Source organism: Paenibacillus sp. P4_E11 (assembly GCF_056401635.1).
On the sequence record NZ_JBFUIX010000032.1, the window covers coordinates 1 to 22,268 of the forward strand.

Consider the following 22,268-nt stretch of genomic DNA (forward strand, 5'->3'; position numbering starts at 1 on the left):
CATTAAACACATTGCTGCTGTCCGGCAGCAGGGCGACCGCATATTGCCCACTATGGAACTTACTTTGACTCCAGCTTCCTTGGAGCATGCTCCATCCGGCGGGCGTGACTCCTGCAGCTTGCTCGAAGCCCGGATTCTCAAGTAAGTTATGGTTAATGCTCAGGGACAGAGGTACCGAACGGACAATGCTCCCGTTCACCCCGATGAAGAGGTTTGCTAGTAAGTCGCCTTCCGCGGCACCGGCGGGCAAGTAAACGGAACCGGTTACGGTCGTTTTCTGGTTTCCTGTAAGTAAGACTGAACCTGGAAGCTGTATCCATATGCCAGAGGGAAGCTGGCTTGCACTTAACGATATTTGCAGGGCTTGAGAATCGTTATTCGCAATCATTACGGAAAAGGGATAGCTGCCTCCCTTGTCCATAGAAATTGCTGCCGGTTCAACTTCCGCGCTTAGCAGGTTCATGTATGGGTAATACACAGACCTAGTTACCGTTACTGGCGTACCCTTGTACTCGAAATCGATCTTTAGTTCAAATGGGTACCGACCTTCCGCGACAGGCGCGGCGATCTGGAACGCAAATGCCTTTACCGCCGCTTGACCTTTCGGAAGTAAGGCTAAAGAATGCAGCGCCGGGTCTAAGGCAAAAGAACTCGGGTATGCTAATGAAAACTGTAAATGGTCTATTTCACCCTCCGTTTCATTATGAAGTGTAACAGTCAATTCGTTCGGTTGAATCTGCCCTATGACTCGATTACCTGAAAGGTTGAATTCAATTTGCAGATCGGAACCGACGATATGCCCTAAATCCCGTCTGATTCGATCAAGCGCAGACCGCATCTGCTGTTGGTTCTCTACATTGGTTACATCGCTAACCTCATTCGTCAAATCATCGATGATTTCCAACGCTTTGATTGCGTCTTTGATCACGTGGCTCATCTTTGGTTGCGTCGTGACCAATTCATTCTGAATAGCAGTTAACCCCCTGCTAAGCTTATCTAAATTCTTCTCCCATTTCTTTTTGTCAGAAAGCGCTTTCGCTGTACTCGTGGCATCTTTTGTTTGCATAATCATCGTTTGGAACGGAACAATGCGGTATAGCAGCGCTTGTTCTGGCCCTAATTCGATACTCAATCCAGCGGTTTTCCTATCCATAGAAGCTTGAGACCCTCCATACAGGAGCTCAGCGCTATATCCCGTTGTGCCTAGCGGCACCGTCACCTGTTGAATTTCATCACTCGTATTGACCGCTGCGGCATACAGAACACCTCCATCCTTCCATAACGTCCAGCGACTATCTGCCTGCTGGCCTTCCCCGATCCGTTCCGCTCTGGAGACAACTCGGCCAAGCAAAGCCAGCTCATCCTTGATACCAATTAACCCAGGCCATAAGGTGGAATTCCGCAATTGAAAGTTCGTCTCATTGAAGGAGTAGTAAGCCAATCCTTGCGCTCCATTCACCAGCGACTGATACGCCATATTGCGTACTTCATCAATCGTCGGCAAGTAAGGGTGGTTCTGATTGTACATCGATTGAAGTACAGTCCATACCGGCTTGTTGGCCCCAGCAGCTTGCTTGCCCAACACGGTATGCTCGCCGATTAAGGAAATCGGGTTATTAGGAAGCGGATAGGCGTCCGTCGCGAAAATATCCGCTATTCTGCCTGTAGTCTCATACGCCCAAGGAATGGGGGCTTCTACCATATAGACTGGATGCTTTTTGTCAATCGTACGAATGATGCGGTAAGCATCGAGGAGCTCACCTTTCGACTTCTTATTAAGAATGGGCTCATCCATGATCATCCATGCCAGAATGGCCGGGTGATCTTTGAACATGGTGACAAATTGTTGCGTCGTCGCTGCATTTTCCTGCACTTTCATGTTGTAATACAGGGGAACCATGACCTTAAGCCCGTTCAGTTGGGCGCTATCAAGCGCCGCCTGCTGCACAGCGGCATTATTCGTCGCCACCCCCTGTACTACATTCACCCCGGCTTGGGTGACAAATGGATAATCACTTAGGCCAACATGGTAAGCTCCTACCGGGAAGAACGGGTCTCCGTTCACCATGAGGGTACCATCCTCTTGAAGCATCGTCGGTCGATCGAATCGATAAATGGTCTCTTCCGCGGATTCCAGCCACGCACCCGAGGTGTCGAGCAGCTTCACCTGAACGCGATAAGGCTCATTCATGACCATCATGGTAGGGTTRAAGGTAAACGTCATCGGGTAGGAAGCGTCAACCGTCGAATAAGTAGCGATAGTAACGCCTGTCGATTCACGATAAATGCGGCCTTCGGCGTGCATCGTATTCAATGGGCTCTCCAGGGAGTTGAAGACAGCGCTGACCTGGCCTTCGGTCACGCTAGGATAATAAATAAGTTCGTCCGTCTTCAATTCGATCATGGGCTTATGCTGTTTCAGCACAAACGAGGCGTCATCCAAATGAAGGGTCCCTGTGCCATACAATCGCAGATATATTTTTACGTTTCCTGCTTCCGGCGGTGTGTCGATCTGCATACTGATCTTTTGCCAATCGCCTGTCAGATCATCATTTGCAATGGAGAGCGTCTTGTCATATTCGACTAAATGATTAGGTGAGGTGATCTCCTGACCCTTGTAATACTCCAGCTTGAAGCCTACACCAGCTCCTTGTACCCCGGCAGCCTTTAACCATGTCGATAGTTCGTAGGTCGCTCCTTCTTCATACGCCACGATCTGAACGATCCATGGTTTTGTGTTTTGTGTCGTCTGGATCACGATCCCATTCGACCCGGTGTGTGCGGCATGGATAGATGGGGTAATTTCCGGGTTTGTCCAGCCGTTCATCGCATTCCAGTTCGCAGGTACTCCGGCCTCGAACTGCTCGAACCCGCCGTTTAGGATTAATTGGTCGCCGATAACTTGAGCGGCTGCTCTATTGGTCCCACTTGCAGCCCGCAGCAGCAGTATGAACAAACAGAGAGTCATTATAACTCGAAGCCGGGCACCTAGCGACCGCTTCACAATACTGGACTGTGGCATGTTACATCCTCCCGATAATTAGTGCTTCCCTTGTACCTTCGCATACCATTCGCGAACGCGTTTGGTCACTTCTTCGCCTCCGCTTCGATACCATTCCTTTACAAAATCGTCGAACTTTTCGATTGGGTATTCACCAATTACGATTTTCGTCATGACTTCCTGGAATAAGGTATGGTTTTGAATATCAGCATAACCAGCGTATACACTCGCAGGAAGTCCGTCGCCGGCAATCGATTTTGCATACGGTTGATTATCGATTACAATTTGATCACGCTGTTTTAAGATTTTCGTAGTCCGTTCATCGAGTCCGCTAGCCGCCTCAATCTTAAGCTGCAGCTTTATATCGTCCAGGCTGAATATGAACGTATGTGGAATTTTGGCCGTATTCGTATCGAGATTAAGAGGTAAGAGCTTCTTCTTGCCATCGACTACGGTATGATCTACACCCTCTACGCCATATACGATCTCTTCCTGGTTAGCCGGATTGTTGTACCAGTCCAATATTTTCAGAGCGTTGATAACCGTCCCTTCTCCTTTGTTAGCGATTACAAATTCTGGACGATTAATCCGCGTTTGCGTGATGAAGCCATTGTACCCGGCGACTTTGGGTACCGGCAAAGCTACTAAGTTAGCGTCTTTGTTGAGCTTTAGAATACTATCGATTTGCCCGGGAGTATTCTTATTGATATGGAACCAAGCCCCTACCCGGTCTGAATTCAGTTTGGCCGTCCAGTCCGCCGCTTTGTTCAAAAAGGTTTCGTTGTCCAGCCATTTTTTCTTGTACATCTCTCTCAAATTAGCAATGGCTGCTTTCATATTCGAGCTTACTCCTGAATAGGTGATCTGCCCATCATACATGTCCCACATGGGGAACCCTTCCCACATAGCTACACCATACATACCGAACAATACATCCATCCAACGACCGAACTCTCTACCGGAAATCGGTATTTCATCATTCGGATTGCCATTGCCATTAGCGTCTTGCGTAAGAAATGCCTGTAAAACATCGTCGAATTGTTCCTTCGTTGTAGGAACCTGCTTGCCCACGCGATCCAGCCAATCTTTTCGTATGAAGGCACCATAACTCTCGTAAAGCTCCACACGTGGGATGTAGTATATTCTTCCTTTTCCTGACGGATCTGCCGTTCTCACAACGTTCCAAATCTCCTCGGGTATACGCTTCCAAATATTAGGCGCGTATTTGGGCAAATAGTCAGTCAAATCCGCCAAAGCGCCTTGTTTGATCAACGTCCCCTCAATCCCTTGCCAGGGCAGGAACACGTCCGGCAGTTCGTTACTGGCGATACGCGTGTTCAAGCGCTGCATGTAAGCCGTCCCCCCCTCCCAGGGTACTAATGGTGACGTATAGCCGACCCCCACCTTCTCAATCATCCACTTGGAGTAAGGGGAATCTTTCTTGATCGCATTCTTGAAATTCCCGGAATTGCCCCATATTTCGATGTAAGGTGTTTCCTTGGGCTTTTCCATTGCAGTAGCTTTCGGCGTCTCTCCGGAAGATTGGCTTCCAGAATTGGAGCAACCTGCGAGAGTCGATACGGTTAATAGCAAGCCGAGGAACAGCTTACCGGTGCTGCTTTTTAGATAAGTGTGCATTACATTGTCCCGCCCTTCTTGGTATATGGTAAACAGTTGCAGTAACTGCGTACACCGGTCCTATCATTTCACAGAGCCTAACATAGCGCCTTTCACAAAATGCTTCTGCATGAACGGATAAACAAGCAAGATCGGCAATGTGGCAAAAATAATAGTTGCCGCCTGCAAGGTATGATTATTGTACGGTAACACCATTCCTAGTCCCCCGGACACCAGATCTACATTGACCACGTATTCTCTAAGCTTTAATTGCAGCGGATATAAGGATGGATCCTCTATGAACAATAAGGGATGCAGGAATTGATTCCAGATGCCTACCGCATAAAAAATGCCAAGTGTAGCCAATACCGCTTTCGACGATGGAAGTACAATTTTAAATAATAACTGAAAATAATTGCAGCCTTCTATTTGCGCAGCCTCTTCCAATTCTTTGGGCAGCCCCTTGAAAAATGTCCTCATAATAATAAGGTTAAAAGCCGAGACCGTATAAGGAACAATAAGCACCCAGAATGAGTTGTACAAGCCGTAAGAACGAAGCGCCAAAAAATAAGGAATAATCGGGTAGCGAAAAATCATCGTAATCACGATCATAATCATCAATATTTTGGCTAATTTAAATTCGGTTTTCGCTAACGGGTAAGCGAACAATGATGTAACCAGCAAACACAAACCGGTGCCTGCTGCCGTGACGATAACCRTAATAAGAAACGAGTTCCACAAGGGCCCCTGCTTCAGAACATAGTGCCAGGATTCCAGCGTAAACTGTACAGGCCAAAAGTAAACTTTTCCTTGATCGACGGGTGTGGGTCCGCTTAAGCTCGTAGCCAATACTTTCACGAATGGCATAAGCATCAGGATGGAAAAAAGTCCGAGAACGATTGCGTTTACATACCGGAAGATAACATCGCCTTTGTATTCATGTACTCTGCTCACTACCACATACTCCCTTCCTCCTGGTATTTTCTCGCCAAGCTGTTGAAGCTGAACACCAACATAAATCCAATCAACGATTGAAAAAGACCGATCGCGGTTGTTGAGCTGTATTGCCCTTGCGTGATACCGACTCGGTATACGTATGTATCGATTACGTCTCCCACCGGAAAAGTCAAAGGTGTCAGCAGGTTATAAATTTGCTCGAAGCTTAAATCCAAGAAGCCGCCTATATTGAGCAAGAGCAGTACGATGATGGTAGGAACAAGCAAAGGCAAGGTAATCTTAACCATCTGCCTCAGTCTGCCCGCTCCGTCCACCATCGCCGCCTCGTACAGCTCGGGATTGATGCCACTGATTGCAGCAAGCAAGACGATCGTTCCCCAGCCGGCCTCTCTCCAAATGCTTGTTATAATCACGATGGGACGAAAAAACGCCTCACTCTGCATAAACAAGAAGGGCTCGAATCCGAATATTCCGCGAATCGAATTGACAACCCCCGATGTGGAAAGAAAATCAAAGGTAAGCGCTGAAATAATGACCCATGAGAAAAAGTGAGGTACGTAATAAATCGTTTGCAAGGTTCTTTTGTAAATCAAGTTTTTAAGTTCATTAAACATTAACGCCAATACGATCGGAACAGGAAATACGAAGAGGATGTTGTACAAACCGATGATCGCTGTATTTTTCAACACTCTCCAAAATTGCGAATAGGCGAACAGCGATTCGAAATGTTTAAAACCTACGAATGGACTGGCCACTATCCCCTTAAACACCATATAGTCCTGAAAMGCTATAATAATCCCCGCCAGCGGGATATACCGAAACATAATCATAAAGACTACACCCGGAAGGACCATCAAATAGAGCTGCCAATATTTACGAAAATTTTTTGACCACCCTTCCTTACCTCCATATGCCTTATTTGCGGTCAGCAATATCGTTCACCCTGCTTTCTAGTTGTTGTCTTACTCCATTTCCACYACGTCATTTATCTTATCACCCGTGTTTTCCATGCGTAATGAGACATTCTTTAGCATTTAGTAGGACACTTGTTAGTATGCGCTTTCAATAATCTTGTCGCCCAGAACATTATCTTCTATAATGAGGCAAGAAATGAGGAGTGCACATGCTGCGTCGTTTATGGAAAAACGTGCTATACATCGGTTTTTCAAAAAAACTGTTCTTATCCTTCTTATTCCTATGTGTCATTCCGATCCTCATTGTGATCCAGCTCTTGTATTCGCAGGGGAAGAGCACCATACAAAACGCTTCTACCGATTTCATTCAACTATACGTGTCCCAGCTGAACACGACGATCAACAACTACGTTTTGCAGGTCGATTATACGTCCCGTACTTTGTTCAGCGACTATGCTATGCTTGCCTATTTGCAGAAAGAGTCCACATATTCAACCGGAGCTCGCATCGACCACAACTTGTCCATTTCTCGCCAATTGCTGCGGTTTGCCGACCAACTGCCTTTTGTCGAAGGCGTCATGATCATTAGTAATGAAGGCAACGCCTATTCCACAGGAAATATGAAGATAGAATCCGATATCGCTTTGCTGTCCAACCAACGTTGGTACCAGGAAGTGATTCAAGCGGGCGGACAGCTTACGTTGACCCCCCACTATGGTCAAACAACGCTCAAGGAACGGGAGTTTGACGTATTTACAGCAGGACGTCTTATTAAAACGCAACAAGGCGAGCAAGCGGGCATTATTTTATTCGAGCTTTCCTCTCGCAGTCTCATATCCCTGGACGCTCATTTATTCAACCTCAGCCAGCAGTATGAAGCCCAAGTACTTGTACACAACAAAAACGGGGAGCTCCTATTCGATATTATTCCGGAGTATGCGGGACCCGATGTGCCAATACATACTGCGTCTTCTAACTCGGGCGGCTCGATATTAAGCACTACGAATCGTTCCCCGGCAACAGGCATCAGCGTCACCATTCATATACCGGAGAACAATCTGTACAAAAGGCTGGAACGCTATAAAAACCTTTCACTTCTTGTCACTCTGGTCGTTTTGATGCTTATTGCTCCTGCTTCTATCTGGATCAGCTATCATATGACGAAACCGATACATCGACTGATCTCAAGTATGAAGCACGTAGAGCAAGGCCGTTACCCCCTCATTTCACCTTCGACCAGGAGAGACGAATTCGGCGTGTTGACCCGTCATTACAACGATATGATTCTGAAAATCAAGCATCTGATCGAGGATGTATATACGTCCAAAATCAAACAGAATGAAGCCCAATATTTAGCCTTGCAAAACCAGATTAATCCGCATTGGCTGAACAATACCTTAGAATCGATCCGCATGGAAGCGCAACTGAAGCAATCTCCTGAAGTCGCTGAAATGATCAAAAAGCTCGGAAAGCTATTTCAACTCGCGTTGAACAAATCGAAACAACCGAATCGAATACGTGACGAAATCGAATATATCGAAACTTATATTGCTTTGCAAAATATACGCTTCGATAATCGTTTCCAGCTTCACGTTGCACTGGATGAGCAGCTTTACGATGTCCGCTTCCCCAGGCTTGTGTTCCAGCCCTTGATTGAAAACAGCATCATTCACGGTTTTCTCAAGCATGATCGGAATTACCATATTTATATCGAAGGCAGCTGTCGCGGCAGTGAATGCGTAGTTAGGATTCGGGATGATGGGGAAGGAATGACGGAACAGCAAGTGCAGCTAATTCGTAATTTGATACAAAATCGCGAGATTGATCACACGCCATCGGAATCATTAGGATTAAAAAACATAAGTACCCGCCTGCTTCTTCATTATGGTGAAAACCTTCGTATAACGATCGAATCGGAACCAGGCCAAGGAACAACGATCTCATTCTATTTTCCCCATTAACTAACAATAAGTGCTGGAGGTGTGGGTCCATCATGTACAAAGTAATATTGATCGATGACGAGAACAAGATCACGCAAGGATTGAAGATGATCATCGATTGGACGCGGCTGAACTGCACCGTTGCCGGGGTCGCTTATAATGGCCAAATGGGCTTGCAACTAGTCGAAGACACGCAGCCCGATATTGTCATTACAGACATTAAGATGCCCTACATGGATGGACTGGAAATGATCGAGGTGCTGAATCAAAAGGCATCGCCTATTCACTTTATCGTCCTTAGCGGGTATTCCGATTTTCAATATGCACAAAAAGGCATCCAGTTAGGGATTAGCAATTTCATTCTTAAACCGGTGAACGAACAAGAGTTGGAGAACAGCATTCTAACAACAATAACTAGAATTGAAGCTAGGAGGAACGAGCAGGAGAAACTCGCAGCTCTGCAAGCTCAATCCATTCTGTATACGGCACTATTCAATAAGCAAGCTATGAGCGATACCTCCGTAAAACCTCAGCAGCAGTCAGGCATGATCCAGGACATTAAAAAGTACATTGACGAGCATTATACTGAAAATATCACCATTGTTTCTGCTGCCGAGCATTTTTATCTTAATCCGAGCTACTTAAGCCAGCTCTTCAAGAAAAAAACAGACGATACGTTTCTAAATTATGTAACAAATACACGTCTGGAAAAGGCCAAGAGCTTATTGCAGGAAACCGATCTCAAGGTGTATGAAATCAGCAGTCAGGTCGGATATAAGGATCCCAAATATTTCAGCAAAATATTCGAGAAAAAAATAGGCGTTAAGCCGAGCGACTACAAAATCAACCATTAACCTTGATTGATGTCCAGAGCTCATCCGATGAATATCCTTCTCTACATCAAACGCGGTCCGGATCTTTCACCTTATCCAATCTGTAAACATATAGGCCTCATATGCTGCTTCAAGAACCAGCATAGAGGCCTCACAACCAGGAACACTGGTTAGAGAGTCCCCTCCTTCGTTACGCCCTTGAAGGCCTAACTCCCGCTAGGTCACTCCTGGCTTCGACTGTAAATTCCTCGTTCGCTATAATGGTGCCAACTTCGATCTCATATTCTTCTCCAGGAGCAAGCGTGAAGGGCACCTGTTGCACGGCCAGCTTGACGTTGCTGCTCGTATGCAGCTGAATAACCCCGTTCTCCACGTTCCTGCCTTCATTGCGAATCCCCAGCGTGAGCCTCTTCTCCCCTCTATACGGATAGGTTAAGCTTGTGAGGATCTTGGGTGGATTCACATCTCTGTCGGCATCGATCAAGCCAATCGTACTCATTTCTCTCCGCTTATATCCATATTCGTACGCTTCCGAATGTTCTTGAACAGTGATTTTCCCCCACTTGGCATCCTCGAAGTCACTCGGCTGGGCGGTGAAGTTCTTGTCGAATAGCCACGCTCCTTTGCCAGCCGACCATTCCAAGGCGATATCCCGCCGCGAATCGAGAATAGCACTTAACGCTTCGTTCGTCGGATGGATGAGTACGCCGTCATCATACATTTTCTTTTGGTTCTCATCTCGCATGTCGTAATAGTAACGAAACCACACCTTGGCACAAAATACATTTTGCGAGATGTGGGCTGCGCCAACCATCGGGCGATTGTCCTTGAACATCTTATCAATGTGGCGCAGCTCTGGATACCGATCCACGTAAGGACTCTCACTTGCATTCAGTGTAATGCTCATATCCCGGTCTTGGCGCCAGGACGTTGCAGCCTTGTAGAAACTCTGCTTCAGTCCTTCATACGCACGTCCCCAGAAAAACTTGGTATGCGCGATACGGCTGTCCACGGTAACCGCAGGATAGCACTTGACGAATACATTGTTCTTCACGACAAAATCTACACCGCCACCCAGGAAAACCGCGCGGCCGACCTCCAGGAAGAAGTTGTCTTCCATCACAGTTCCTGATAACCCGTCATCATTGTAAATCCCCATCGTTCCAATACCGACTCCGCCGAGATGATGGATGAAGTTGTGGCATACCCGATTACCGCGATAGGTCAGGTCACGTCCACTGTAGATGGCACCGGCATCGCCTGTCTCCATGCACACACTATAAATCTCATTATGTTCCATGACGATGTCATTGCCCCAATACAGAATCGCGATATGTGGCAAGTCATGTATTAGATTATGCGTCGCATGAATCCCGACACCCTTCATATGGATAGCCGGGTAATAGCAGCGGCTCCATCTGCCAATACGATAGATATGATTGTTCGTAATCTCGAATTCACTGGACGTAAGGGTTACACGATCTCCGCCGTACGCAATGATCCCCCCGTCGCCGCAATCGTGAATCGTACTATTACGAACTGTATTGCGCGCGCCGCCTTCGATATGAATAGCCGTATTCCCAATATGACGGAATACACACCGATCAATCATCAGATCGGTCACCTCGTCCGCGTGCAGCGCATTGCTGCGGGTACATTCGAAGGTTAAGCCAATGAACGACACGCGCTTGCAGCCGTCCAGCTTGCAGATCGGCGTCTCCAGCATCGATAAGAGAAGCTCATCGTCCCCGCCCATCGTATCCGGGTAGAAGTACAGCTTGTTGTTCTTGCGATCGATATAATAATCCCGTGGATAACGGACCTCCTCGAGAATATTGAGGAAATAAAAGCGCTGCTTCAATCGAAAAGGTGAAACCGCATAAGGCGAATGCGTCAATATATGCTTGCTGCGCAAGTCGATAGACTGAACGTGCTCGTAGGATGCCTTCCAATCAAAGCTCCAATACCCATGGATCCAAAGATCTTCAGCTTCCGCCCAAGCAGCCGGACGTTCATCTTGGTAATAAAAGCCCTTCTCCGGCACTCCTGCCATTTCTTCCAATTCATTAACGCGGCCTTCCTCAAATCCAGTGATGTTGAGATGATTGCCCCGCTTCGGATATTGCGAGAGATACAGCGGTGCTCCATTCCAGAATGGCTCCGCATGAGAAGGAGCTGGCTCGCGTCCGAACCCACGTGAGACTATACGTCCAGTATCATCAATCTCATTGGACGCCAGATCGCATACCCGCACATGCTCCCTCGCTTCCGGCTCAAGCCGATTCAGAATGCTCGGATCTTCAACCAAGTGCCATTGCGTGATACGCTTGCCTCCAATTAGACGAACACGCCCTTCTCCACGTACAACCAGATCCTGGTACTCGTCATTAAGCTCCAAGGTTGACGCTATATAGTAGTTGCCCTCAGCAAGCACAATCTCCGATTGGCCATCTGCCCCTCGACACGCGGCAAGAGCTGATAGCAACTCATCCGAACAGGTTACGTGATAAACTTGTTTTTCTCCCATGATGATCACATTCCTTTATGTCGTTAAGTAAGATACCCATCACACCATTAACGCACAGTGAACCGATACTTCGCCTTGAACACAGCCTCGGCACCTTCGCGGCGGACCATGACGCCCCAGCGTGTCCAGTCGAGCCGATGCTCATAGCCGCGGAAAATATACACGGTCGTGCCCGGGCTGCCTTCCATATGAAGCGTTAGCGTCTTGTCTGGCAGCTCCCAGCTGATCTCCCAGTCGCCGTCGACCTGGCAGCTTGCCGTGTCCAGCATGAGCTGGTAGCCGTCCGCGTCGCCTGGCTGCTCTGTCGGCTCCATCTGCAGCTCATGCCGAAGCTCGCCGGAGCAATGGAAGAACCAGTCGAAGACATGCTGTTCGCCTGCTTTTTCTGGCGCCGCCTTCACCGTGAACTCGTCATGCAGCCGATCCGGCTCCAGCCTCAGGGAGCGCTCGAATCGGTAGCCCGGATACACATCGTCAGCTGCGGCACGAATCGCATTGTTGTCCCGGTCGAACTCGAGCAGTTGGCCAGTCGGCCGGTTCGGCTGATTCAACCGATCGATCATAAGCGAATTGTGCGCGATCGTCTTGCGCTGCCATTCGCGGAACAAGTCTGAGCCGTAGCCGCTGTTCGATATGTCCCGTGACAGCAGCCCGTCCTTTAGGAACAATTCGAAGTTCATAATATCCGCATGAGAATGGCCGCGAAGAATAAAGCCGTACTTCAAGAACACCGAAGCTTCCCCGCTGCGCAGCATGGCAAAATGCATGTTCGGATCGCACACCGACCGCCCATCTGGGAGCCCTTCGCCAGTCACCGGGGCCGCTTCCCATTCCTGCCGCCAGCTGCTTCCGAACAAGAGCCGCGCCATCCCGCCGACATTCGGCGCAGGGTCCGAGCCTTTGGCTGGGCCCGATTCCTCATAGCACTGCGCCAGTGCATAGCGGAATGGCGCCTCGTCGTAGACGTTGCGAATCCATTCATACTGCTGGGCATAGTTGCGGAAGCCAAGCAGCGGCCAGCCGTCGTTCGGGCTAGGAAACTGCCCATTCGCGAACGAGAAAGGCACCGGATACCGGTACATCCTTAGCAGCGCATCTTCCATCTCTGGGAATTCGTATCCGTATATTCGGCAGAACGCGAGGTAGTAAGTCATTCCCTCCGCGCAATAGAAATGATAATGGAACGAGCCCTCGTACCAGACACCGGACTTGAGCAACCCGTCGTTCAGCTTCTTCTTGATGCCGTATTCGCCTTCTGCTGCACGTTCGCACCAGACGGGTTCGTCGAAGAACAGGCCGATCATGCCCGCCGCCGCTTTCATCCAGATGATGATATTGGGTGTCACGCCGACCTTTTCAATCAGAAACGCCGCTTCCGGAATGAAGAACCGTTCCTTCCATTTCCCCAGCTCCGCCGCTGTTAATTCGCTCTTCACCAGCTCCAGTCCATTAAGCAGCCAGATGACGGCAACCCCGTCGGTCAGATCCGTGCCGCTGAAGCGTCCCTCCTGGTTGGGAGGTGTCCGAACGCCGAACGTGCCGTAGTGGTCGCTGAGGAAGTTAACAACCTTACGAATGTATGTAAGATACGATTGTTCGAAGTAGATGTTGTACAGAGCAGCCGCCTGGAACACGTGCGAACAAGCCGACGTGCGGAATATGTAGCACCAGGCGTCGTTAGCCTCCTGGTCGTTCCGAATCTTACCGCAGCTGCTGCATACATGCTCTTCCGGCTTTTGCGGATCGAACACGAGCGAAGCGAAGCAGTGCGCGCAGAAGTAATGGTGACCCCAGCCAGCTACCCGGGCCGCATCATCTTCATATGCAGCGATCCAGCGGTCGGTATCTGCCTTCGCTTTAGCCGCAATTTGCCCTGCCCATGCCTCTTTGCCGATTTTAGCCCTTACGTTCTCCCAATCTCGTACCAATTTTATTGCGCTGTTCATCGTTACCCTCTCCTTTGGATAATATGAGGCCGCTATTGTGCCGATTTCCTTTGCAACATGGTTAAACTTGGCTATATTCAGTTTCATTCTAAGGAAAAATGTAAGCGATTTAAATTCGATAAATTTGACTTTATATTAGCTATTCCGCACATTCCGAGACTGCCCATTTCGTATACGACTGTTGTACGCGAGATGCTCGATCCCGAACGGAAACTGCCATCTTCATATCCACTGACAATTCCCACTCCTCGCCACTTTGTATGCTGTACTTCCCTAGCATCTGGAATATATTAGGTTTTAGCTTACAACGCCCCTCCCCCATGGTAAAATCATGAAGATAATATTAAAAAAAGGAATGAGTGAGCGCAATCTATGGTGAAGTTTATTAGGTTTGCCCCGAACTTTTTGATTTCGTTTATGGTTTTATGGCTAGTATCAAATTCACTAGTTTATGCAGCAGAATCTACTAAAAGCCCTGTTGGCTGGTCGGATATCGGCCTCGGTGATGGGATTAGCCTTGCAGTAAAAGAGGACGGAACCGTTTGGGGTTGGGGAGGCAATACTTACGGCCAACTTGGTAACGGTGAGTTCGGATCTGGCAAGAAAGCTACTTCACCTGTTCAAGTTAAAGGTCTGATCGATGTGATTGCAGTTGCCGCGGGTCAGGGTAATTCATTGGCCCTTAAAAAAGACGGGACAGTCTGGGCATGGGGCAGCAATCGTTACGGAAATATCGGAGACGGCACGATATCTACATATGATAAATCAGGAGCCATCCTTGCTAATAACGATAAGCACACCCCGGTTCAAGTTCCAGGGTTAACTCATGTCAAACAAATTGTACTGGATTGGGTTAACAGTTACGCTGTAACACAAGATGGTACTCTATGGGCATGGGGAGAGTTTTATGGCGCCAAACCTATTCAATTAACACAATGGAAGCAAGTGGCCTCTATTTCAGTTGGCTTCGCTTCAGATCTTCTTGTCTTAAAACAAGATGGGACAGTATGGCAGCTGGGGACAATCGACGGCACCGTGTACAATGGTCAAAAGATTCAACCAAAGAAGAGTCCTCAGCAGGTTCAAGGCTTATCCAATATTATCGCCATTGCAAACGGTGCAGGATGTTACTTCGCGCTTCAGAACGATGGTAGCGTATGGTCATGGGGGATTAACCGTAAAGGTCAATTAGGTGATGGAACCTATACAGACCGTTCTCAACCTGCCAAGATTAATGGGATCTATGATGTGATTGATATTCAGGCTACAGCTGGCGGACCTCTTTACTTAAAACGAGATGGCACGGTCTGGGGAAATGGACATAACTCTGGCGGTCAATTGGGCATCGGATCGTATGAGGATAAGAATGTTCCCGTACAGGTAAAGGATCTAGTCAAAATCAAAAAAATTACTGCCACGGGAATAAATTCTCGAGCTATGGCTATTCGACAAGATGGTGTTCTATTCTCATGGGGGAGCGGCTTTACAGGAGATGGAACAGAATGGTGGAGCACCACGCCTAATTGGATCAAAAGCAATGACTCTGAAGTGCTTGATACGGATCCCATACTAGTTAAGGCCAATGGCCAGGGATTGTATTTTGACCAACCTCCAATGACGATTAACGGGAGAACTATGGTTCCATTGCGCAAAATATTCGAATCTATGGGAATTGATATTACATGGGATCCATCGACTTCCACTGTCCAAGCATCCAAAGGAAGCACTACGGCAAAACTAACCATAGATAATCAAGTTGCAATAGTAAATGGAGAGTATATCCAATTAGATTCACCACCCGTGATCATCAATGATCGTACGTTAGTTCCAGTTCGCTTCATAGCCGAAACTTTCGGAGCTGACGTAGGCTGGGATCAAACAACAAAAACAGTTTCCGTTATTCTTGACGGGTCTGTTCCGGCAAGCTATATCCCGACGTCTCTGATCGTACAAGTCGTGCCATCGCAAAACCCTGAAGTCATGGCAATCCTAATGAAGCCCTTGGAGAAGTTACTGGGTGACCGTATCGGCATTCCTGTTAAAATCTCTGTATCCACTGACTACAACACCGTTATTGAAGCGATGGCTTCCAAGAAAGTAGATATCAGCTTCCTGTCACTCAATGCTTACGTCGCCGCACATGACACAGGTAAGTCTGTTGATGTGCTTCTACAAGCGCTTCGATACGGAATTGACGATGTTACGGGTCAACCGACCACAGACCTTGTCAATTTCTATAAATCAATGATTCTCGTCAAAGCCGACTCCCCCTTTCAAACCATCGTAGACCTGAAGGGTAAAAGAGTCGGTTGGCAAGCAACCTCTTCCGCTTCCGGTTACGTTTATCCCGGTGCACTGCTGAAGCAGAACGGCATTGACCCGCAAACCGATGTGCAGGGAAGCTCTTTTCAGGGCCATGACAGAGCCGTCCTCGCCTTACTAAACGATCAGGTCGATGCAGTTGGCGTGTTCCAGGACATTCGTACCGTAATGAAGGATATGCCCAATATTATGAGCGATACTCGCATTCTTGCATTCTCGGACGAAATCCCTAACGACACGATTTCCGTACGATCCGATATGGACCTCACTTGGAAGAAGAAAATCCAGGATGCATTCATCACTGTTGGTCAAGACCCGTGGGGTCAGCAGGTTATCAACAATGCTTTTGCGCATAAGGGCTACATTGCCTCCGAAGACAAAAATTTCGATAACTTCCGTGATGTGAAAAAATTAATGGGTATGCAATAATCACGTAGGGGCTTTCCTATAATTCATACTAAAAAGGCACGCTCTCAGTGAGTCGTGCCTTTATTTCCTTGAATTATAATATTGCTTATCTATACGTAGTTGTTGCTTTAGAATTCGATTGAATAATCCTTTTCCGATTTCGCCTGTTCCTTTCGAAACTGCTGTTCGCAATAGTTGCCCGTCATGCAAAGTCTTTTCATAGATTTTATCGTTGCCATTTTGACGAACCATTACCCAGCCATCACGTCTTAGGAAATTCTCTAAATCGCCCCAACTAGGCATGGAACATCCCTGCAACCGATTCAACATTGTCTTCTAATAAGACACGTAAGACATAGGGTGCATGTTTATGGCGATTGGGTGTATTGTAGTACCGGGAATAATTATTCTCATAATCCACCGCATATTCAATCAAATTTCTTGCCAATTCATATCTAAGCTCTTCGAGTGTCTGCCCGTCAGCAACAATATCCTCTATTTGCTCAATGGATCCTGCATATCGCCCATCCTCATCTTGCTCATATTCGAATGTCAATTCATATACCGAGAGCAGTTCCTTCATCTGCTGTTTAGAAATAGCCATAATGACATCTCTATTTCGTTTAACCGCTTGAGGCTTCTCTCGTACGATCGTATCGATAAACTCACCAAAGTTTGCTCTAACATCAGTCGCGTTAAGAATAGTTTGCATAATCAACCCTCCTCACCTCCATTGTATATAATTATGTACATAATGTACACTCTGTAGTATATTCATTTTTTTCAGATACCATTCTCCATAAAATTCGATTTCGTGCTCGCCATCTCTATCCCCTGATCCTACACACCTCTATTTGCTTCTGCTTCTATTTTCATTCTATACTTCTAGAGTAGACATTTCTCCAACGCACGGCACTTATACAGCATACATCCCACAAGTATTGAAAGGCGGTTCTCTCTTGCGGCTCCTAGGACAACTCGTCACGAAACACCCGAAAGTCATCATTGCTGCTTGGATCCTCATCTTTGTCGTCCTGTCCATCTTCGCTATACGATTACCTGATAAGCTTAAGGGTGATGGCTTTTCCATTCAAGGGGAGCATACGAAGGTGATGGCGGAGCTGACGAGCACCTTCAAGCTGCCCAGCCATTCTATCTTTATTGTGTTTCATGGGAAAAGCGATCCAGAGATTGCGGCCATTATGGACAAGCTGAAGAACTCCAACGTCGTACAAACGGTGGTCTCTCCTCTCACCTCACCTGAGCAGCACAAGGCGAATATCTCCTACGCGGCTCTACATTTCGATGATCAGGTCCAGGATATGTCACAGGTGGTCAAATCCCTTCGCGGGCTGCTGGCTGATGAGAAGAATGTAGCGGTTACGGGCGGGCCGGTGGTGTCAAATGACATCAATACCGCGAGCCAGAAAGACTTAGCCAGCGCCGAAGCGATCGGCCTGCCTATAGCCCTGATCGTCCTGCTCTTTGCATTCGGATCCGTAGTGGCCTCGATCTTACCGATCATCATTGGGGCATTCACAATCGTCGCGACTTTCGGCATTATGACTCTACTAGGGGACCATGTGGATCTGTCCATCTTCGTGATGAACATTGTGCCTATGCTGGGACTAGCCCTCAGTATTGATTTTGCCCTGCTGTTCATCAATCGCTACCGGGAAGAGCGCCAACAGTCTTCGGTCGTGGATGCGATCCAGACGACGATTGGGACTGCCGGACGTTCGATCCTGTTCTCTGCACTATGTGTCATGATCGGACTGGGGGCCATGGTCGTCATCCGGGTCAAAATTTTCGAAAACATCGCGCTGGGCGGCACACTTGTCGTCGCGATGGCCGTGCTCGCCGCACTCACCTTATTGCCTGCGCTGATCTGCGTCCTGAAGGATAACCTGAACAAGTGGACCCTCATTCGGGTGAAATCGACCAGTGGTAGTGCGTGGAATCGACTGGCTAAGTTCGTCATGCGATATCCGGTCCTGATCGCCTGTACAGCTCTGGTGCTGCTCGGGGTAGGGCTTATTCCAGCGAAGGATATGAAGCTAGCGATCCCTCAGCTGGAGTCGCTGCCACACTCTTATGAATCGCGGGTTGCTTTCGAGGATCTACGAGCGCAGTTCGACTTAGGCCAACATGCCGTCGTCTATATGCTGGCCGAGCGTCCAGCGGGCTGGAAGGATGACACGGGCCTAGCGAAGATCCTGGACATGCAGCACCAGCTTACGGCTGACTTACGAGTGAAGAGCGTCTCTACCATCTTCACGGAATCGAAGATCGATTCTGTAGAAGCGTGGAAGCTCGCCTCGGCTTCGCCGCAGGCCGCAGCCAAACTAACGCCCTTGCAGGAAGCCTTCATCCAGGGCAATCAGCTGTTCATTCCCGTCACCCTGCAAGCGAACAGCACTTCAACCGAAGCGAAGGAATTCCTGCATACCTGGATGGACCGAGATCTAGGGGTTCCCTTCCGGCTAGGGGGGGATCCCAAGTTCAATCAGGAAATATTCGACGAGACGTTCAACAAGATTGGGATCGCCATCGCGATCATCATGGTCGCGACCTTCTTCATCTTGATGCTGGCTTTCCGTTCCCTGCTGATTCCGCTGAAAGCGATCCTGATGAACGTCATCGGTCTCGGCTCCACATTCGGGATTCTGGTCTATATTTTCCAATACGGGCACTTCGGCATTGAAGCGACGTCGCTCGCCCTGATCATTCCGGTGATCGTCTTCTGCCTCGTCTTCGGACTCAGCATGGACTATGAGGTATTCCTCATCTCGCGTATTCAGGAGGAGTATGAGAAGGGCAGCGACAATACGCAAGCGACGATTAATGGACTTACTTCTACGAGTAAAATCATTACCTCGGCTGCGCTGATCATGATCGTCATCACCGGTGCATTTGCCTTCACAGACGTCGTACCGGTCAAGCAGATCGGTGTCGGGATCGCCATCGCGGTAGCCATCGACGCGACCATCATCCGCCTCATGCTCGTCCCGAGCCTCATGAAGCTGCTGGGGGACTGGAACTGGTGGCTGCCATTCCGGAAACGGAAGGTGCGGGCCAAGCATTAGGCCGTATTGCCTGCTTGACAGCTCGCAGAACTTCCGGTAGAGTGAGAACTACTTAAAACCCACATTTCGCGTGATGTGCGAAATGTGGGTTAAATAACCGCTTACGACGGAAGCACCCGTAAGAGAAGGCCTTAGGCCTATCTTGTGGGTGCTTCTTTTTGTATGCCGCCGACATTCATTTCACCTAATTGAAGGAGGAAAAGACACATGCTCACCAGGAAAATGCTTGCCGCTCTGCTCGCCGCCGTACTGCTTGCCTTCACCGCCGTCCCCCTATCCGCATCCGCCGCTTCTATCGAGTTCACCGCTACCGTCAAGTCGTCGCTGGATAAGACGATCGCGAAAGCGGACAGCGGGCAAGCGGACAAACTTAACGCTCGGTACGACGAGCTGCTGAGGCTCCTGCAGCAGGATGACGAGCTCGACACCCAGATCAAGAACCAGCACACGATCAACACAGAGCAGGCAGCCGCTATCGCCAAGCAGATCAAGCTGATCGACAGCGAGAAGCTGAACAAGCTGAAAGCCGACCTCGAAGAGAGGAAGGAGAAGTACAAGCCGCTATTCGCCAGCTATACCGACCTGAACAAGCAGATTGAGCAGGCACGGCAACTGAAGAACAAACCCTTGACCGAGATGCTGCGCTTCCAAGCTAGCATTGTGAAGCTAGCCGTCCAAGCGGCACGCGCCGAGATCAAGGCCAAGGAGGAGCCGTGGCAGACGGCCAAGGCTAACAACGCCAAGCTGGTCAAGAAGATCAAGGGCAAGCTGGACGACGCCGACCCGATCAAGGAGCAGATCAAAGCCAAGCAAGGCGCTATCCAAATCGCTGAGCGCGGCCTCTCCCCTCTATGGAGCACCTTCAAGCAGGTGGCCAAACAGGGCGATGTCCACAGTACGCTCGATACGCTCTCCTCGCTAGTCTCCCTCTCGGGACAAATCAACGATGAGAAGCAAAAGATCGTCACACTGGAGACTAAGGTCCGCGATATTCACGCTGCGGCTAAGGCGCTGATTCCTTAATGCAGGAAACCCCTCAGCACCATTGTTGCTATGCAACGGCGGTGCTGAGGGGCTTCTAGTTTTTAATTTTTAATGACCCAGCGGTACAGATAGACCAAGACCTTCAGCAATACGTTGTCCGTATTCTGGATCTGCCTTATAGAAGTGACCGATTTGACGCAATTTGATATCGTCTCGCTCAACAGGCTTCATAGCCCCAACAATGTTAGCAACTAGACGAATACGCTCTTCATCGCTCAGCAGACGGTACAAGTCGCCGGCTTGTGTGTAATGATCATCATGATCGTAAGCGACACTGTCCGCATCCCCAGACACGGGGAATGGGGCGATTTTGTTGGCCGGGGTTTGTGTCGCACCGCCGAAGCTATTCGGCTCGTAGTAGGTGCCAGAACCCCCATTGTTATCAGAGCGCATAGCGCCATCACGCTGGTTGTTGTTCACCTCAGCAAGCGGACGGTTAATCGGCAATGTATTATGGTTAGTCCCTACGCGGTACCGATGGGCATCGGCGTAGGCGAACAGGCGGCCTTGCAGCATTTTATCTGGAGAAGCTTCGATACCAGGAACGAAATTACCCGGTGACAGCGTAACTTGCTCCACCTCAGCGAAGTAGTTCTCTGGATTGCGGTCCAGTACCATGCGGCCGACTTCAATTAAAGGATAGTCTTTCTGCGACCATACTTTCGTTACATCGAAAGGGTCGAAGCGGTACGTATCCGCATCTTCGAAAGGCATGATTTGAACATATACTTTCCAAGCCGGGAAATCACCGTTCGCAATAGCATTAAAGAGATCTTCGGTATGGTAATCCGGATGCTCACCCGCGATTTGCGCAGCCACTTTCGGGTCCATATTTTGTATGCCTTGCTCGGTTTTGAAGTGATATTTCACCCAAACGCCTTGCCCTTCTGCATTCACCCATTTGAACGTATGACTGCCAAATCCATGCATATGACGAAGTGTTGCCGGAATGCCGCGATCAGACATGAGAATGGTAACTTGGTGCAGGGCTTCAGGAGAAAGCGACCAGAAATCCCAAACGGCGTTCGGGTTTTTCAGATGCGTCTGCGGGTGGCGCTTTTGCGTATGAATGAAGTCAGGGAACTTGATAGCATCACGAATGAAGAATACAGGGGTATTGTTACCAACAAGATCATAATTCCCTTCTTCTGTGTAGAACTTCACTGCGAATCCACGCGGATCACGAACCGTATCGGCAGAACCAAGCTCACCAGCAACGGTGGAGAAGCGAATGAATAATGGAGTCTTCTTGCCTACCTCGGATAAGAAAGCAGCTTTCGTATACGGAGTCACATCATGGGTGACCTGGAAATAACCGTGTGCCCCCGCACCTTTCGCGTGAACTACACGCTCTGGAACACGTTCTCTATTGAAATGCGCTAGCTTTTCGAGTAAATGGACATCTTGAATTAATACCGGGCCACGTTGTCCAGCTGTCAAAGAGTTTTGGTTATCACCGACTGGAGCACCCGAACTAGTTGTAAGTTTTTTCTCAGTCATGCTAGCTTCACCTCGTAAAAGTTATTAGTATTCTATACCTAATGATAACGACTATCATGAAAAAATCAACTGTTTTTTATAATAATTATCATTTAGTATAAATATTAAATAACGACACCACTCCACAATTATATACAGAAAACCGTAAGCCTCGAAAAATGAAACCTACGGTT

General features: G+C 48.4%; 14 protein-coding genes. 5 read left to right on the forward strand and 9 right to left on the reverse strand.

Annotated features, from left to right (window positions below):
- The 4 genes from AC1DWB_RS14285 to AC1DWB_RS14300 all read right to left on the reverse strand — a co-directional run.
- The coding region (locus AC1DWB_RS14285) for a carbohydrate binding domain-containing protein (RefSeq protein WP_477541745.1) at positions 1–3,022 on the reverse strand (3,022 nt) is incomplete at its 3' end.
- Positions 3,023–3,040: 18 nt separating this feature from the next.
- Complete coding sequence (locus AC1DWB_RS14290; RefSeq protein ID WP_477541746.1) at positions 3,041–4,639, reverse strand: extracellular solute-binding protein; 1,599 nt, start codon at positions 4,637–4,639, stop codon at positions 3,041–3,043.
- Positions 4,640–4,702: 63 nt separating this feature from the next.
- A complete protein-coding gene (locus tag AC1DWB_RS14295) occupies positions 4,703–5,572 on the reverse strand; it encodes a carbohydrate ABC transporter permease (protein ID WP_477541747.1) in 870 nt (289 codons plus the stop codon).
- Entirely contained in the window at positions 5,572–6,405 is an 834-nt protein-coding gene (locus AC1DWB_RS14300) for an ABC transporter permease (RefSeq protein ID WP_477541748.1), read from the reverse strand. The genes AC1DWB_RS14295 and AC1DWB_RS14300 overlap by 1 nt, the downstream gene beginning before the upstream one ends.
- 293 nt (positions 6,406–6,698) lie before the next feature.
- Here AC1DWB_RS14300 and AC1DWB_RS14305 point away from each other — a divergent pair, with 293 nt between their 5' ends.
- Both AC1DWB_RS14305 and AC1DWB_RS14310 read left to right on the forward strand, forming a co-directional pair.
- Positions 6,699–8,450: a cache domain-containing sensor histidine kinase gene (locus AC1DWB_RS14305; RefSeq protein WP_477541749.1), complete on the forward strand. Its 1,752-nt coding sequence runs from the start codon at positions 6,699–6,701 to the stop codon at positions 8,448–8,450.
- Between the two features lie 32 nt (positions 8,451–8,482).
- Positions 8,483–9,283 carry a response regulator transcription factor gene (locus AC1DWB_RS14310; protein ID WP_477541750.1) on the forward strand — a complete coding sequence of 267 codons (801 nt, stop codon included), beginning with the start codon at positions 8,483–8,485 and terminating at the stop codon, positions 9,281–9,283.
- Between the two features lie 169 nt (positions 9,284–9,452).
- On the opposite strand, the gene AC1DWB_RS14315 is transcribed toward AC1DWB_RS14310, so the two are convergent.
- Positions 9,453–11,789 carry a right-handed parallel beta-helix repeat-containing protein gene (locus AC1DWB_RS14315; protein ID WP_477541751.1) on the reverse strand — a complete coding sequence of 779 codons (2,337 nt, stop codon included), beginning with the start codon at positions 11,787–11,789 and terminating at the stop codon, positions 9,453–9,455.
- A 47-nt stretch (positions 11,790–11,836) separates the two neighbouring features.
- Positions 11,837–13,735 carry a heparinase II/III domain-containing protein gene (locus AC1DWB_RS14320; RefSeq protein WP_477541752.1) on the reverse strand — a complete coding sequence of 633 codons (1,899 nt, stop codon included), beginning with the start codon at positions 13,733–13,735 and terminating at the stop codon, positions 11,837–11,839.
- A 372-nt stretch (positions 13,736–14,107) separates the two neighbouring features.
- On the opposite strand from AC1DWB_RS14320, the gene phnD reads away from it, so the two are divergent.
- Positions 14,108–16,486, forward strand: coding sequence for a phosphate/phosphite/phosphonate ABC transporter substrate-binding protein (gene phnD, locus AC1DWB_RS14325; protein WP_477541753.1), 2,379 nt, complete (start codon positions 14,108–14,110; stop codon positions 16,484–16,486).
- 60 nt (positions 16,487–16,546) lie between these two features.
- On the opposite strand, the gene AC1DWB_RS14330 is transcribed toward phnD, so the two are convergent.
- Positions 16,547–16,795 carry a type II toxin-antitoxin system HicA family toxin gene (locus AC1DWB_RS14330; protein WP_477541754.1) on the reverse strand — a complete coding sequence of 83 codons (249 nt, stop codon included), beginning with the start codon at positions 16,793–16,795 and terminating at the stop codon, positions 16,547–16,549.
- Entirely contained in the window at positions 16,761–17,177 is a 417-nt protein-coding gene (locus AC1DWB_RS14335; RefSeq protein WP_477541755.1) for a hypothetical protein, read from the reverse strand. The genes AC1DWB_RS14330 and AC1DWB_RS14335 overlap by 35 nt, the downstream gene beginning before the upstream one ends.
- A 247-nt stretch (positions 17,178–17,424) precedes the next feature.
- Here AC1DWB_RS14335 and AC1DWB_RS14340 point away from each other — a divergent pair, with 247 nt between their 5' ends.
- Positions 17,425–19,551, forward strand: coding sequence for an MMPL family transporter (locus AC1DWB_RS14340; RefSeq protein WP_477541756.1), 2,127 nt, complete (start codon positions 17,425–17,427; stop codon positions 19,549–19,551).
- A 207-nt stretch (positions 19,552–19,758) separates the two neighbouring features.
- Positions 19,759–20,574 carry a hypothetical protein gene (locus AC1DWB_RS14345; RefSeq protein WP_477541757.1) on the forward strand — a complete coding sequence of 272 codons (816 nt, stop codon included), beginning with the start codon at positions 19,759–19,761 and terminating at the stop codon, positions 20,572–20,574.
- A 69-nt stretch (positions 20,575–20,643) separates the two neighbouring features.
- On the opposite strand, the gene katA is transcribed toward AC1DWB_RS14345, so the two are convergent.
- Positions 20,644–22,095, reverse strand: a complete 1,452-nt coding sequence (gene katA, locus AC1DWB_RS14350) for a catalase KatA (RefSeq protein ID WP_477541758.1) — start codon at positions 22,093–22,095, stop codon at positions 20,644–20,646.
- Between the last annotated feature and the right edge of the window lie 173 nt (positions 22,096–22,268).

What these genes read in the sequence shown, in the direction of transcription:
- AC1DWB_RS14290 (WP_477541746.1), bottom strand. Translation starts at nt 4,639, where the DNA reads ATGCACACTTATCTAAAAAGCAGCACCGGTAAGCTGTTCCTCGGCTTG.
- AC1DWB_RS14305 (WP_477541749.1), top strand. Translation starts at nt 6,699, where the DNA reads ATGCTGCGTCGTTTATGGAAAAACGTGCTATACATCGGTTTTTCAAAA.
- AC1DWB_RS14310 (WP_477541750.1), top strand. Translation starts at nt 8,483, where the DNA reads ATGTACAAAGTAATATTGATCGATGACGAGAACAAGATCACGCAAGGA.
- AC1DWB_RS14315 (WP_477541751.1), bottom strand. Translation starts at nt 11,789, where the DNA reads ATGGGAGAAAAACAAGTTTATCACGTAACCTGTTCGGATGAGTTGCTA.
- AC1DWB_RS14320 (WP_477541752.1), bottom strand. Translation starts at nt 13,735, where the DNA reads ATGAACAGCGCAATAAAATTGGTACGAGATTGGGAGAACGTAAGGGCT.
- phnD (WP_477541753.1), top strand. Translation starts at nt 14,108, where the DNA reads ATGGTGAAGTTTATTAGGTTTGCCCCGAACTTTTTGATTTCGTTTATG.
- AC1DWB_RS14330 (WP_477541754.1), bottom strand. Translation starts at nt 16,795, where the DNA reads ATGTTGAATCGGTTGCAGGGATGTTCCATGCCTAGTTGGGGCGATTTA.
- AC1DWB_RS14335 (WP_477541755.1), bottom strand. Translation starts at nt 17,177, where the DNA reads ATGCAAACTATTCTTAACGCGACTGATGTTAGAGCAAACTTTGGTGAG.
- AC1DWB_RS14345 (WP_477541757.1), top strand. Translation starts at nt 19,759, where the DNA reads ATGCTCACCAGGAAAATGCTTGCCGCTCTGCTCGCCGCCGTACTGCTT.
- katA (WP_477541758.1), bottom strand. Translation starts at nt 22,095, where the DNA reads ATGACTGAGAAAAAACTTACAACTAGTTCGGGTGCTCCAGTCGGTGAT.